Source organism: Burkholderia sp. 567, assembly GCF_040545115.1.
In the GTDB taxonomy this organism is placed as follows: Bacteria; Pseudomonadota; Gammaproteobacteria; order Burkholderiales; family Burkholderiaceae; genus Burkholderia; species Burkholderia ambifaria.
This window is the reverse complement of the sequence record NZ_JBEPLG010000006.1, coordinates 251,559-265,780: the sequence shown is the minus strand read 5'-3', so window position 1 is coordinate 265,780 and position 14,222 is coordinate 251,559. Positions and strand designations below refer to the sequence as shown.

Here is a 14,222-nt window from a genome sequence, read left to right as displayed (position 1 = left end):
CCGAAACGCGTCAATCAGAGTTTTAAATTCAATTGGTGCCTTCAAAAACCGAAGTTTATTTGGAGATTTAAATATGCGATTCATCAAGCGCAGCGCCATCCCGTTCCTGCTCGTCGCCGCCGGCGTGGCCGTTTCGTCGGCAGCCCATGCGGCGGACGGCACCGTCACCTTCCGCGGCAACATCATCGCGTCGACGTGCAGCGTCGACGGCGGATCGGATCTCACCGTCCCGCTGCCGCCGGTCAGCACCACCGCGCTCGCCGATGTCGGCTCCGTCGCCGGTCGCAGTGCGTTCTCGCTCGCGCTGACCGGCTGCACGGTCGGCGAGAACAACCCGGTGAAGGTCGGCGTCATGTTCGAGAACGGCACGAACGTCGATCAGTCGACCGGTCGACTGACGATCGACTCGGGCGCGAAGGCCGCCGAAGGCGTCCAGATCAACGTGCTGGATTCGCAGCAGAAGCACATCCCGGTTGGCGCGCAAACCGGCGCGAACACCGAGATGGTCGCGATCGATGCCGACGGCAAGGCGAAGGTGAATTACTTCGCCGAGTACTACGCCGCAGGCGCCGTGAAGGCCGGCGACGTCACGTCGCGCGTCGAGTACTCGCTCATCTATCAGTAAGGGCCCGCGCGTGGAGATCGCCGCTTCGGCGATCTCCGCCCGTCACGCCGCGCGACGCGGAACCTGCCGTTTCCGCCCGCGCCCTGCCCCCAACGATCCGAGTGTCACGCCCATGAAACTGTTGAAGCTCTTCCGTACGTTGACCCTCGCGGTCACAGCGTTCGCGTCGCAGGCCGACGCGAGCGTCGTGATCGCCGGCACACGCGTGATCTTCCCGTCCACGGAGCGCGAAGTCACGATCCAGCTCACGAATGACAGTAAGCGTCCGGCGCTGGTGCAGGCGTGGCTCGACGATGGCGACAGCCGCGCGTTGCCGGAGAACATCGACGTGCCGTTCACGCTCACGCCGTCGATGTTCCGGATGGAAGCCGGCAACGGGCAGACGCTGCGCCTCGTGCATACCGGCGAACCGCTGCCTGCCGACCGGGAATCGCTGTTCTGGCTGAACGTGCTCGAAGTGCCGCCGAAGGCCTCCGCGACCGAGAACAGCAACCGCATCCAGTTGGCGTTCCGCTCACGCATCAAGCTCATGTACCGCCCCGCCGGGCTGGCCGGCAACGCGGACGACGCCCCCATGCAAGTCGACTGGCGCGTGGTTCGCGGCGCCGGCATGGGCTACGTGCTGCCCCGAAGCACGCAGCGGTTCCCGATCAAGGATCTCGCCGGCGCGCCCGCCGCGGGTGCAACCGTCGAGTTCGGCGCCATCAACGACTGGGGCCGGGCAACCGACATCGATCGTCCGGTCAGCGTCGAACCGTAACGCGAGGAGGCCGGCAGCGCCTGACAACGGCGCGCGCCGAGCACTCTCCCCCTTTCGTGCGCCGTCGCTTCGGCCGCTCCGACGCCCGCCACGAAAAGCCTTGATTCGCCATTCGCCGCCGCGCGGCGCGGCACCGCCGCGCCTGCGCCGGCGATACGCACCCGCTCGCCCCGAACCTTTGTGGAGTATTGCGCATGACCCCGACCCGACTGCCTCGCCGCGGCGCGGCCGACATGCCGCACGTCAAGCCGATCCATCTACTGGTGGCGGCCTGCGTCGCCGCGTGGTCCGCCCATGGCCGCGCGACGACGCAGGCAGCCACCGAAAGCACGCTCGCGCACGTCGAGTTCGACAGCGCGTTCCTGCAGAGTCGCCTGGGCAAGCATGTCGACGTTTCGCGCTTCGCCCAGCGCAATGTGACGGCTCCCGGCGTGTACACCACCGACATCCATGTCGGTCCCGACTGGATCGGCCGCTACGACGTGCGCTTCGTGGCCGCGCCCGATTCGGGCGACGCGCGGCCGTGCTTCGACCGCACGCAGCTCGAGCGCGTTGGCGTCGATTTCGGCAAGCTCGCGCCGGAGGTCGTCGCGCGACTGGACGGCGACGGTGCCTGCCTGCAACTCGAGCAGGTCGTGCCGGGCGCCAGCGCGGCATTCGACTTCGCGCGACAGACACTGCGGCTGTCGATTCCGCAGGCGTCGCTCGTGCGCAAGGCGCGCGGCTACGTGAGCCCCGATCAATGGACCTCCGGCGAAACCGTCGGCCTGCTCGGCTACAACTTCAATCTTTATACGTCGAAGGCCAGCGGGCACACCACGCAGACGCAAGGCTATCTCGGCCTGAACGGCGGCGTGAACCTCGGCAACTGGCGCTTTCGCCACGAAGGCTCCTATTCATGGTCGTCGCGCGGCGAGAGCCGGTATCAGGATATCGCGACCTATCTCCAGCGCGACTTGCCGTCGCTGTCGTCGCAGCTCGTCGTCGGCGAAAGCTACACGTCGGGCGAACTGTTCGACTCGACGCAGTTCCGCGGCGTGCGCCTGTCGACCGATGACCGGATGCTGCCCGACTCGCTGCGCGGCTATGCGCCCGTGGTGCGCGGCATCGCGAACAGCAACGCGAAGGTGACGATCCGCCAGAACGACGTGACGATCTACGAGACGACGGTCGCACCCGGCAATTTCGAAATCGACGACCTCTATCCGACCGGGTACGGCGGCGACCTGCAGGTCTCGATTGCCGAAGCCGACGGCTCCGTGCACTCGTTCTCGGTACCCTACGCCGCCGTGCCGATGTCGCTGCGGCCGGGCATCGGCCGCTACAGCTTCGTCGCGGGCACGCTGCGCAATCCCCACGGATCGAGCCAGCCGCTGTTCACGCAGGCCACCTACCAGCGCGGCCTGACCAACCTGCTGACGGCCTACGGCGGCGTCACGCTCGCGGGCGGTTACGCGTCGGCGATGCTGGGCGGCGCGTTCAACACGTCGTTCGGTGCGTTCGGCGCGGACGTCACGCATGCGCTGACCTCGATTCCCGGTGCGAAGCGCTACAGCGGTTCGAGCGTGCGCGTCAGCTATGCGAAGTCGGTCGATGCGACCGGCACCGATATCGCACTCGCCGCGTATCGCTATTCGACGGATGGCTATTTCGGCCTCAACGACGCGATGCAGGCGCGCGATGCCGCGCGCGACGGCCGCTCGGCACAGTCGGTCTGGCGCCAGCGCAATCGCGCGTCGCTGGCGCTCACGCAGCGGCTTGGCGCGACTGGCGGCCGCATCAATACGACGGCATCGGCCGTCAACTACTGGAACCGCCCTGGCTCGGATATCAATTACTCGGTCGGCTACACGAACCAGTTCCGCAATATTTCCTACAGCCTGACGGCCACGCGGCAGCGCAATGCCGGCGGCGACATGGGCACGCTCTATTACGCCAGCGTCACGATCCCGTTGGGCCGGGAGCGCCCGATGACCGTGTCAGGCAACGTGTCGCGCGACACGCTCGGCCGCACGCGGTTGCAATCGACGCTGTCCGGCTCGCTCGGCGAAGACCACGCGCTGTCGTACAGCGTCAGCGCGAACCACGCGTCCGGTCCGAACTCGGGCACGGACGGCAGCGCCAACGTCACGTACCGCACGCGCGTCGCGGAAGTCAATGCCAGCGCCGGCGCGAGCACGGACTTCCAGCAGGGCTCGCTCGCCGTGCGCGGCGCGCTGGTCGCACACCGCGGCGGCATCACGTTCTCGCAGCCGGTATCCGAGACGTTCGCGATCGTCGAGGCGCCCGGCGCGGCCGGCGCGCGCGTCACGAACGCGGCGGGCGTCAAGGTCGACGGCAACGGCTACGCGGTCGTGCCGTATCTCACGCCATACAGCCTCAATACGGTCGCACTCGATCCGAAGGGCATCCCGATGGATGTCGAGCTGAAGGAAACCAGCCGGCAGATCGCGCCGCGCGCCGGCGCGGTGCCGCTCATCCGGTTTGCGACCGACACCGGCCGCGCGGCGCTGGTTCAGGCGCGCCAGGCGGACGGCACGCCGTTGCCGTTCGGCGCCGCGGTGCACGACGAGACCGGCAAGGAAGTCGGCGTCGTCGGCCAGGCAAGCAGGATCTTCGCGCGCGGGCTCGCCGACAGCGGTTCCCTGACGGTCCAATGGGGCGCCGACGACCGTCGCTCGATCTGTCGGATCGCATACGAGCTGCCCGTCGCGGAACATCGCCGGCCATCGTCGGGCATTCGGATCGTCAAGAGCATCTGCCAGCCCGACACCACGGCCGCCGGCATTCAATAAGGAATCCCCATGTTCAATTTCCGTCCATCGTTCGTATCGCCCCGAGTGACGAGCCCGGCACGCATCGCGCACACGGGCGACGCACGCAGCGGCATGGCCCGACGCTGCGCCCGCATGAGCGCGGTTGCCGCGGCGGTTCTGCTCGCCTGCGTCGCATTCGCGGCCGACGCGAGCGCCGCCTCCCTCTACGCGTTCGGGCAGGCCACCGTTTCGAGCCCCGGCAACGCCACGCCGGGCACGATCGTCGCACGTCATTACTTCACGCCGCATGACGTTTGCGGCGCGAGCACCTGTCAGATCACGAGCATCACGATGTACCCCAAAGGCGGCGTGTGGGTGTCCGATGGCCCCGATCTGGAAACCAACGTGTCCGGACTGTCGACGCGCATGATCGTCGACGGCAACGTCGCCGTCTCGTCGACGCGGACGACGCTGCGCAACACGCTCGAAATCATGCTGTTTCGCGACAGCCGGCTGCCGCAGGATGGGTCGCTCAATTCCGGCATGCTCAGCGCCTATTACACGATCAATTACAAGTCCGGCATCCTCGGCGCGTCGTCGTCGGTCTTCCTCGCCGCGAAGGTCAGTTTCATCAACGGAACGTGCTCGATTCCCGACCAGACCGTCACGCTGCCGTCCGTGCAGCACAACGTCTTCAACGGCATCGGTTCGACCGCCGGCGCGACGGATTTTCAGGTGCAGTTGAACAACTGCCCGGCCGGTTACAACCGCATCGGCTATCAAATAGCTCCGCTGGACGACGTGGTCGCCGGCACGCCGGGCGGGATGCAGTTGCGCCCGGATGCCACGGCCAGCGGCATCGGCATCCAGGTCGCCGACGCCACGACCGGCCAGCCGCTGACGCTGAGGAAGTCGCACACGGTGACGGGCTACAACCCGGCCACCGGCGGATCGCCGACGATCCGGCTGCGTGCGTCCTACCTGCAGACAGGCGCGAAGGTCGGCAGTGGTTCGGTTCACGCGGCCGCGCAGGTTCTGCTCGACTACCAATGAACGATGGGCCGCCGCGGCCCTGACATCCGCGCGACGCGGGCGGCGTGCGATACTCGGCACGCCCGCACCGGTTCGGCTCCACGGGGAACCCCGGTGCGCCAGGCGAGTCCATCTCCTTTCGTCAACAACTCAACAGCATTAGGGAGGCGTTCATGCTGCAATTCATCGAAACCCTGGTAGTCGGGCTCATCGTCGGCCTCCTCGCCCGCGCGCTCAAGCCCGGCGACGACAAGATGGGCATCCTGATGACCGTCGTGCTCGGTGTCGTCGGCTCGCTCGCCGCAGGCTACATCGGCCGCGCCGCCGGCTGGTATGCGCCGGGCCAGGGCGCAGGCTGGATCGCGTCGATCATCGGCGCGATCGTGCTGCTCGTGGTCGTCGGCGCGGTGCGCAAGCGCACCGGCTGATCGCCACATCTCGCTGCGATGCGATACGGCCGCTCATCATGAGCGGCCGTTTTCGTTTGGCATCGCGAATCACCGGATCGGCGGCTCGTTGAGTCCTCAACGATCGAGCCGCGGCCTCCGCAACCATCTCCGCCCTCCCGCCAGCGTACGCCCCCGGCAATACCCTGCCTTGCGCGCCCACAAATTTGAGATAAATTGATTGGAGGAATACGGCGTCGTTTGCCCATGTCCGTTATTTCCGATATTTCATTCAAGAGGTCCGATGGATTTGCCGTTTACGCATACAGCATCGCAGCGTTGACGGACTGCCATTCGAGCGGCCCGGCTGCGACGCGCTTGCCCTCTGGAGCCCGTCATGAAGCATCGCCCGTTTGCCGCCTCGGTTGCCCTGGCTGTCTCGCTTCTGGCCTCGTCCTCGTCATTCGCCGCCGGCACGACCGGCATCATCCACTTCTCCGGCATGATCGTCGAACCGCCGTGCTCGTTCGCACTCGACACGTCCGACGCCGTGCATGCACACGTGCGCCCCGACTGTCCGCGCCCGGCCGCGGGCCAAATCGCGTTCGTCGACGCGGCCAGCCTGCGCACGATCAAGACCACGAACTTTACGCAGGCCTCGCGCGCAATCGTTTTACCTGGCCGTCCGGGCAACGCGCCTGCGGGAATGATCGCGGTGGTGACCTACCAGTGAGACGTGCTGCCGGAGCGTCGTATCAGTCGCGATTGCAGGCGATCCAGTCGCTGAATGCGCGGATCTTCTGCTGGCTGGCCAGGTTCTCCGGATAGACGAAAAAGTAGCGGGCGCCGGTCTCGAGCACGATGTCGAACGGCCGTTCGAGCCGGCGCGCGCTGACGTCGTCGTCGACGAGCGTCACGTCGCCGATCGCGACGCCGAAGCCCTGCGTCGCCGCGTTGGTCGCGAGGTCGAGCGTATCGAAGGTCGGCCCGCGCTCCGCATCGACCGCGCGCTCGCCGGCGTAATCGAGCCACGCGCGCCAGTCGCGATGGTCGCGCGTCGGATGCAGCAGCGTATGGCGCGCGAGATCGCCGACCGCATCGAGCGGTGCGGCCTGCCGCAACTCGGGTGCGCACACCGGCGTCAGCCGCTCGTCGAACAGCGGCAGCGCGCACACGCCGGCGCCCGGCGACGTGCCGTAGACGACCGCCGCATCGAACGGCTCGGTCGAGAAATCGACGACGTGCTGCCACGCGGTCGTGATCTGCACATGGAGATCGGGATGCTCGCCCTGGAAGCGCATGATCCGCGGCAGCATCCAGCGCATCACGCACGTCGGCACCTTCAGCGCGAGATCGGTGCGCTGCCGCGTGAGCTTCATCGAGATGTCCTCGATCCGCGAGAAGCTCTCGTCGACCACCGGCAGCAATTGCTCGCCCTCCGCCGTCAGCGTGAGGCCCTTCGCGTGTCGCTTGAACAACGGAAAACCGTAATGCGCCTCGAGCGTCTGGATCTGCCGGCTGACCGCGCCCTGCGTGAGACACAGCTGCTCGGCCGCACGCGTGAAGCTGCGGTGGCGGGCCACGGTCGAGAAGATCTGCAGCGCGTGCAGGGGCGGAAGTCGGCGCATGACGAGGCAGGTAGACGAAACATCCGCGCCGAAGCACGGCGCGGCAAGGCCGCGCGCCGGCACCGGCGCGCGCTGATCGACACGATAAGCCAAACGCCGGCTTTACGCGAGGTGCGTCGGACGCTCAGGCCGTTGCGGTGAGCGCGCCCGTCGCGATGCGCACCGCCGACGCGACGACATCCGCGCGGGCCGCCGCGTCGGCACGCGGCTGCGTGAACGACACGGCCAGCACGATCGGCGCGCGCGACGGCGGCCACAGCACCGCGACGTCGGTCGTCGTGCCGTAGCCGCCAGTGCCAGCCTTGTCCGCGACACGCCAGCCGGGCGGCACGCCGGCCGCGATCCCGGTCGTGCCGCGCGTGCCGCCGGTCATCCATTCGGTGAGCTGCGCACGCTGCGGCTCGCGCAGCGTATCGCCGAGCAGCAGTTGCTGCACCGTGTCGACCATCGCGACCGGCGTCGACGTATCGCGCTCGTCGCCGGGCGCGGCCAGGTTCAGTTCGGGTTCCCAGCGGTCGAGCCGGAACACGGTGTCGCCGCTTTCATGCGCGAACGACGTGACGGCCTGCGGGCCGCCGAGCACGCGCATCAGCAGGTTGCCGGCGCCCTTGTCGCCCGACTGCAGCATCGCCGCGCACAGCTGCGCGATCGTCATCCCCGTGTCGACATGACTTTCCGTCACCGGCGAGCCGGCGACGACTTCATAGCGGCGATACAGGATGCGGCGCGGCAGCAGCGATGCGTCGAGCGAACCGCGCGCGAGGATCGCGGCGGCCGCAACGACCGCATAGGTGCCGCACACCGGGAAGCGCTCGCGCGCGTGATGCGCGATGCGCGTGCCGTTCGACGTATCGAGTACGGCGATACCGAGCCGGCCGTTCGATGCCTTTTCGAGCGCGGCGAGTTCGGCCTGGGCGGCATGGGCGTGCACCTGGTCGGCGACGGGCGCCGACGAGCACGCGGCGACGAACGGCGCGGCGACGGCGGCGAGCAACAGCGAGCGGCGTGTCGGAGAATATTCCATGGATGAGTGGTGTTCTGTCGGAAACGGTGGCACGGAGCAACGTACGCATCATCGATACGCACGCGTTCACGCCGACGGCCGGCTCGCGACGGCATGTGCCGCGCATCCCCAAAGACGCCCGTCGGCCCCGCGGACGCGGGACTCGCATGAACAAACAGGCCCTAGCGTAGCAGCGAGCGCGGCCGCGTTCCAGCGGCGCGGAGGCTTCAGCCTTGCGACGAAGGCAGGTACGGCATCGGATTGACGGGCTTGCCGTCGCGCCGCACCTCGAACAGCAGCGCGACACGCGAGTTGTCGAGGTCGCCCATCTCGGCGATCTCGTCGCCCTGGCGCACGATGTCGCCGGTCTTCACGAGCAGCTTGCGATTGTGCGCATAGGCGGTCAGGAAATCCGCGTTGTGCTGGACGATGATCAGGCTGCCGTAATCGTTCAGGCCGGTGCCCGCATACATCACGCGGCCGTCGGCCGCCGCGCGCACCGGGTCGCCCGGGCGGCCGGCGATCTGGATCCCGCGGTTCTGCCCCGGCCGGAACGCGTCGACGATCTTGCCCTGCGCGGGCCACGTGAGCGCCACCGCGCCCGCATGCCGCTTGGTTTCCTTCACGACCTGCCGGTCGCTCGCCGTCGACGCGCCGGACGCGCTCGCCGGGCCCGCGCCCGTCGAACCGTTCGCGGCGACCTGCGTGCCGACGCTCGCCGCCGGCGCCTGCAACGGTTGCGGCCGGACGATGCGCAGCACCTGCCCCATGCGCAGCTTGCCGCGATCGTCGAGCTTGTTCCAGGTGCGCAGGTCGGCGACGCTGCAATCGTTCGCGGACGCGATGCTCGACAGCGAGTCGCCGCGTTTCACCACGTACTTCTGTGCGACGAGAATTGGCGCAGGCGGCGGCGTCGCGGGCGTGGGCGCGCGCGCGACGGCAGGCTGGCCCGATGGCGCGCCCGCCAGCGTGTCGCTCGGCGGGACGGGCGGCGCGCTGGCACAACCGGCCATCACGAGCACCGCGGCCAGGCCGGACAGCCACGCCGACTTGCGGCAAATCTCGTGCAGTTTCATGGACGATCGACTCCGGTTTGACAATCTTTCAAGCATCTCAAAAACGGAACGGCCGACGTGTAACCGGATGCAAACAATGATGACAAACGATCACGCGCCGGGCGTCGGCAGACGCTTGTTACCGGTAATACGGTCGAATTCGGAAAAACTTGACGGCTTTGGGCGCACGAGGCGGCAAAAATTTCGCATCACGCCATTATTTCGAACGGCTTTCAATGCGCGCGGCCGCGGCGGACAGCCGAGCCGGCCCGCGCCACCCGCCCGCTCAACGCAGCCAGTCGACCAGCTCCGCGCACGCCCACGCGACACCGATGCACAGGAACAGCACGTGCAACGCGATCTTGAACGACACGCCCCACGACGAATCGATCCGCATGACAGTCTCCTCCGGTGATATGCGGCCATCATCCGGCTTCGATCCCGCCCCGAAAATGCGGAAGCGGCGAATGGCGCCTCAAGCCCAGCCTGAGACCGGCGCGACGGTTCCTGCTAACGTATCGGCCATTCCAATCGTTACGCGCCCCCTGCTCCCAACATGCGCTTCGACCTGACCGACCTGCGGCTCTTCCTGAACATCTGCGAGGCCGGCACGATCACGGGCGGCGCCGAGCGCACCCACATCACGCTGCAGGCCGCGAGCGAGCGCATCCGCGGGATGGAGGACGAGCTCGGCGTGCCGCTGCTGCACCGGGCCAAGTCGGGCACCCAGGTGACCGACGCCGGTCGCGCGCTCGAGCACCACGCGCGCACGGTGCTGCAACAGATCGACCATATGCGCGGCGAGCTGCAGCAATACGGCCAGGGGCTGCGCGGGCATATCCGGCTGCTGTGCAACACGGCGTCGCTGAGCGAATACCTGCCGGACGCGCTCGCCGCGTATCTGCCGCATCACCCGAAACTGTCGATCAGCGTGGAGGAGCGCTCGAGCCAGGAGATCGTCCATGCGATCCGCAACAAGACGGCCGAGGTCGGCATCGTCGCCGATTCGGTCGGGCTCGGCGGGCTCGAGCAGAAGCCGTTCCGCGAGGACTGGCTGATCGCGGTCGTGCCGGCCGGGCATCCGCTCGCCGCGCGCGACAAGGTCGCGTTCGACGAGATCGCCGACGCGGATTTCATCGGGCTGACCGACGGCAGCGCGCTGCAGGTCCATCTCGCGGACCAGGCGCGTGCGCTCGGCAAGCGGATTCGCTACCGTGTGCAGTTGAAGAGTTTCGATGCGATCTGCCGCGTGATCGAAAGCGGCGTGGGCATCGGCATCGTGTCGCGCCATGCGGCCGAGCGCGCGATGCAGACGATGGACGTGCGGCTCGTCGAGCTGTCCGACGCGTGGAGCCACCGCAAGCTGACGCTCTGCGCGCGATCGTTCGATGCGCTGCCGAAATACACGCAGGCGTTCGTGTCGTATCTGTCGGGCGAGACACCGCCGCGCTGAACGGCGCGCACCATCACCATCCGGAACCACCGCGCGAAACACGAGGAGGAAACCGCAGCCATGACCGCAACTGACCTCGCGATGCGCTACCGCGCATACATCGACTGCCTGAACCGGCAGGACTGGGCGGCACTCGATCAGTACGTCGCCGACAACGTGATCCACAACGATCGGCCGCTCGGCCTGGCCGGGTATCGCGCGATGCTGGAGCAGGATTTCCGCGACATTCCGGATCTCCATTTCGAAATCCGGCTGCTCGTGTGCGAACCGCCGCGCGTCGCCTGCCGGCTTCGCTTCGCCTGTGCGCCGAAAGGGACCTTCATGGGGCTCGCCGTCGACGGCACGCGCGTCACGTTCGCCGAGAACGTGTTCTACGAATTTCACGACGGCAGGATCCGGCAGGTCTGGTCCGTGATCGACAAGGCCGCGATCGAAGCGCAGCTGTGACGATGCGGGCCGTCCCGATCCGGGCCGTCCCCATCCGGGCCGGGCCCATCCGGGCCGGGCCGATCCTGGCCGGGCCGATCCTCACCGCAATCCGGTCACGGCCATGTAAGCACCGAGCGCGATCATCCCGACGAAGAAGCAGCGCTTGAACGCCTGCTCGCTCATCACGCGCCGCGCGTATTGCCCGCCGACCATCCCCGCGAGCGCCGGCACGAGCGCCAACGCCGATACGCCGAGATCGACGGTCTGCAGCGCGCCCGTCACGCGCAACTGCAGGCCGAGCGCGATCGTCGACGCGGTAAACGACAGCCCGAGCGCCTGGATCAGGTCGTCCTTCGACAGGCGCAGCGCCTGCAGGTACGGCACGGCCGGCACGACGAACACGCCGGTCGCGGCCGTCACGACGCCCGTCAGGTAGCCAACCACGGCCGACAGCCACTTCTCGTGACGCCCCGGCGCAGGCAGCCGCGCGGCGGCAATCCCCCAGCAGCCGTATGCGACCAGCACGATGCCGAGCGCCGCGTGCGTCCACGTGCTGCCGGCCGCGAGCGCGGGCAACCCGCCTGTCAGCGTGCCGATCGTCAGGCCGGCGAGCAGCGGCCACAGACGTCGCAGCAACGGCCCGAACGACGGGCCGAGCCACAACTGCCACACATTGGTGATGAACGACGGCACGAGCAGCAGGCTCGCGGCGGCCGATGGCGGCATCGCGAGCGTCAGCAGCCCCATCGCGATCGTCGGCAACCCGAGGCCGATCATGCCCTTGACCGCGCCGGCCAGCAGAAAGACCAGCACGATGATCGTCAGCGTATGAATTTGCATGGAAGGCGTTCCGTCCGGTCGAATACGGCGCCGATGGTGAACCACCGTCCCGCCGCCCGCCATCTGGTTTTGCCTGAGGCTGGCTCGGGCCCGTCCGGCCGGCCCCGTCCACCGGGACCCCGCCATGCGCGCCGCCCCGGGCGCTCACGCGCCGTGTGCCGGCCCCCGTCCCTGCTCGCTGTCGAGGTGCGCCATCTGGGAGGCCGGATAACGCTCGCCGGCAGCCGACCCGGCGGGAACCGCCGCTTCGATGCGGGCGAGATTATCGACCGTTAGTTGCAGTTCAGAGGCGCGAACTGCGTCCTGAAGCTGGGTGCGCTTGCGCGCGCCGACCAGCGGCACGATGTCGTCGCCGCGCGACAGCACCCATGCGATCGCGACCTGCGCCGGATTGCTGCCCTTCTCGTTCGCGATCGCGCGCAGCGCGTCGACCAGCGCAAGGTTGTGCGCGAGGTTCTCGCCCTGGAAACGCGGGCTGGCCGCGCGGAAATCGCGCTCGCCCTGCCGTGCCGCGCTCCAGCCGCCGCCGAGCAGCCCGCGCGACAGCACGCCGTACGCCGTCACGCCGATCCCGAGTTCGCGGCACACGGGCAGGATGTCCGCCTCGATTCCGCGCGACAGCAGCGAGTACTCGATCTGCAGGTCGGCGATCGGCGCGACGGCCGCCGCGCGGCGGATCGTGTCGGCGCCGAGCTCCGACAGGCCGATATGGCGCACATAGCCGGCCTTCACGAGATCGGCGATCGCGCCGACCGTCTCCTCGATCGGCACCGCCGGATCGACGCGCGCCGGCCGGTAGATGTCGATATGGTCGGTGCCGAGCCGCTTCAGCGAATACGCGACGAAGTTCCGGATCGCCTGCGGCCGCGCGTCGTAGCCGGCGAACGCGCCGGCCGGATCGCGCAGCGCGCCGAACTTCACGCTGATCAGCACCTGGTCGCGCGTGCGGCCGCGCAGCGCGTCGCGGATCAGCATCTCGTTGTCGCCCATCCCGTAGAAGTCGCCGGTGTCGAGCAACGTGATTCCGTGGTCGAGCGCCGCGTGCAGCGTCGCGATGCTTTCGTCGCGATCGGCCGGCCCGTAGAAATCCGACATCCCCATGCAGCCGAGTGCGATCGCCGAAACCTGCGGGCCCGTGCGGCCCAGTTGACGCTTGTCCATGTCCGTTTCCTTGCGGTGGTGAGTGAATGAACCGGATTCTCGGCGCATTGCGGCGCGCGATAAACGCGAAACCCGCAACCAAATCATTCGACGCTGATTAACAATGGAGGCTATTCCCCCTCCGTACCCATCCCGCATGGACCATCTGCATGCAATGCGCATCTTTGCGCGCGTCGCCCACCTCGGCAGCTTCACGAAAGCGGCCGAGCAGCTGCAATTGCCGCGCCCGACGGTCAGCAATGCCGTCCAGTATCTGGAGAAACACCTGCGCGTGCGGCTGCTGCAACGGACCACCCGGCGCGTCGCGCTGACCGCCGAGGGCACCACGTACTACGAGCGCTGTACGCGGTTGCTGGCCGATCTCGACGATGCCGAGACGCTGTTCGACGACGCCGGTGCGGCGCCGCGCGGCGCGATCCGCGTCGACCTGCCCGAACGCTTCGCGCTGAACAAGGTGATTCCGGCGCTGCAGGATTTCCACGCACGCTATCCCGACCTGCGCGTGGTGCTCAGCACGACCGACCGCTTCGTCGACCTGGTCGCCGACGGCATCGACTGCGCGGTGCGGGTCGGCGTGCTGTCCGACACGTCGCTGGTCGCACGGCGCATCGGCGAGCTCTCGCAGATCAACTGCGCGTCGCCCGCGTATCTCGCGCGGCACGGCACGCCGCGCTCGCCGGACGATCTGCCCGACCACGTCGCGGTCGGCTATTTCTCGAGCCGCACGGGCCGCGAGCTGGACTGGGAATATGCGGACATGGATACGGGTGCGCTGCAGACCGTGAAGATGCGCAGCGTCGTCGCGGTGAACAGCTCGCAGGCGTATCTCGCGTGCTGTCTCGCGGGCCTCGGGATGATCCAGGCGCCGCGCGAGGGGCTCGCACCGTTGCTCGAGGACGGCTCGCTGGTCGAGGTGCTGCCGGAATGGCATGCCGAGCCGCTGCCGGTGTCGGTCGTGTTCCCCAACAGCCGGCATCTGGCGCCGCGGGTGCGGATCTTCGTCGACTGGCTCGCGGACACGCTCGACGACCTGCACCCGGCCGAATGACGGCAGCCGGCGCCGGGGCGATCAGCCGCCGGCCCGGTGTCGCGCG

The 14,222-nt window shown here is 68.1% G+C and carries 14 protein-coding genes; 9 read left to right on the top strand and 5 right to left on the bottom strand.

Translation table 11 applies throughout. The annotated features are described in order from the left end of the window. Window positions 1-73 precede the first annotated feature (73 nt). The 6 genes from ABIC50_RS19350 (at window position 74) to ABIC50_RS19325 (ending at window position 6,292) form a co-directional block, all read left to right on the top strand. Window positions 74-625 (top strand): fimbrial protein, encoded by a 552-nt coding sequence (locus ABIC50_RS19350; protein WP_175726328.1) that lies wholly within the window; start codon window positions 74-76, stop codon window positions 623-625. 112 nt (window positions 626-737) lie between these two features. After that, window positions 738-1,385 (top strand): fimbrial biogenesis chaperone, encoded by a 648-nt coding sequence (locus ABIC50_RS19345; RefSeq protein ID WP_354166232.1) that lies wholly within the window; start codon window positions 738-740, stop codon window positions 1,383-1,385. Between the two features lie 194 nt (window positions 1,386-1,579). Next, entirely contained in the window at window positions 1,580-4,180 is a 2,601-nt protein-coding gene (locus tag ABIC50_RS19340; protein ID WP_354166230.1) for a fimbria/pilus outer membrane usher protein, read from the top strand. A 114-nt stretch (window positions 4,181-4,294) separates the two neighbouring features. After that, window positions 4,295-5,194 (top strand): fimbrial protein, encoded by a 900-nt coding sequence (locus ABIC50_RS19335; RefSeq protein ID WP_354166228.1) that lies wholly within the window; start codon window positions 4,295-4,297, stop codon window positions 5,192-5,194. A 152-nt stretch (window positions 5,195-5,346) separates the two neighbouring features. Beyond that, window positions 5,347-5,601, top strand: coding sequence for a GlsB/YeaQ/YmgE family stress response membrane protein (locus ABIC50_RS19330; RefSeq protein ID WP_175678508.1), 255 nt, complete (start codon window positions 5,347-5,349; stop codon window positions 5,599-5,601). A gap of 355 nt (window positions 5,602-5,956) precedes the next feature. After that, on the top strand, window positions 5,957-6,292 hold the full coding sequence (locus tag ABIC50_RS19325) for a type 1 fimbrial protein (protein ID WP_354166226.1): 336 nt from the start codon (window positions 5,957-5,959) through the stop codon (window positions 6,290-6,292). A 22-nt stretch (window positions 6,293-6,314) separates the two neighbouring features. Here the strand turns inward: ABIC50_RS19325 and ABIC50_RS19320 are convergent, their stop codons facing one another. The 3 genes from ABIC50_RS19320 to ABIC50_RS19310 form a co-directional block, all read right to left on the bottom strand. Continuing rightward, entirely contained in the window at window positions 6,315-7,187 is an 873-nt protein-coding gene (locus tag ABIC50_RS19320; protein ID WP_105787920.1) for a LysR substrate-binding domain-containing protein, read from the bottom strand. Window positions 7,188-7,311: 124 nt separating this feature from the next. Further along, on the bottom strand, window positions 7,312-8,211 hold the full coding sequence (bla, locus tag ABIC50_RS19315) for a class A beta-lactamase (protein WP_354166225.1): 900 nt from the start codon (window positions 8,209-8,211) through the stop codon (window positions 7,312-7,314). Between the two features lie 206 nt (window positions 8,212-8,417). Beyond that, on the bottom strand, window positions 8,418-9,266 hold the full coding sequence (locus tag ABIC50_RS19310) for a peptidoglycan DD-metalloendopeptidase family protein (protein ID WP_354166222.1): 849 nt from the start codon (window positions 9,264-9,266) through the stop codon (window positions 8,418-8,420). Window positions 9,267-9,801: 535 nt separating this feature from the next. On the opposite strand from ABIC50_RS19310, the gene ABIC50_RS19305 reads away from it, so the two are divergent. Further along, window positions 9,802-10,698 (top strand): LysR family transcriptional regulator, encoded by an 897-nt coding sequence (locus ABIC50_RS19305; RefSeq protein WP_126225571.1) that lies wholly within the window; start codon window positions 9,802-9,804, stop codon window positions 10,696-10,698. Between the two features lie 60 nt (window positions 10,699-10,758). Beyond that, the gene (locus ABIC50_RS19300; protein ID WP_105831217.1) at window positions 10,759-11,145 is read left to right on the top strand and encodes an ester cyclase; all 387 of its coding nucleotides are present in this window, start codon (window positions 10,759-10,761) and stop codon (window positions 11,143-11,145) included. A gap of 81 nt (window positions 11,146-11,226) precedes the next feature. On the opposite strand, the gene ABIC50_RS19295 is transcribed toward ABIC50_RS19300, so the two are convergent. Then, window positions 11,227-11,967 (bottom strand): sulfite exporter TauE/SafE family protein, encoded by a 741-nt coding sequence (locus ABIC50_RS19295; protein WP_354166220.1) that lies wholly within the window; start codon window positions 11,965-11,967, stop codon window positions 11,227-11,229. Between the two features lie 144 nt (window positions 11,968-12,111). Then, on the bottom strand, window positions 12,112-13,128 hold the full coding sequence (locus ABIC50_RS19290; protein WP_354166219.1) for an aldo/keto reductase: 1,017 nt from the start codon (window positions 13,126-13,128) through the stop codon (window positions 12,112-12,114). 136 nt (window positions 13,129-13,264) lie between these two features. Between ABIC50_RS19290 and ABIC50_RS19285 the strand changes: the two genes are divergently transcribed. After that, window positions 13,265-14,176 (top strand): LysR family transcriptional regulator, encoded by a 912-nt coding sequence (locus tag ABIC50_RS19285; protein ID WP_354166218.1) that lies wholly within the window; start codon window positions 13,265-13,267, stop codon window positions 14,174-14,176. Window positions 14,177-14,222 lie beyond the last annotated feature (46 nt).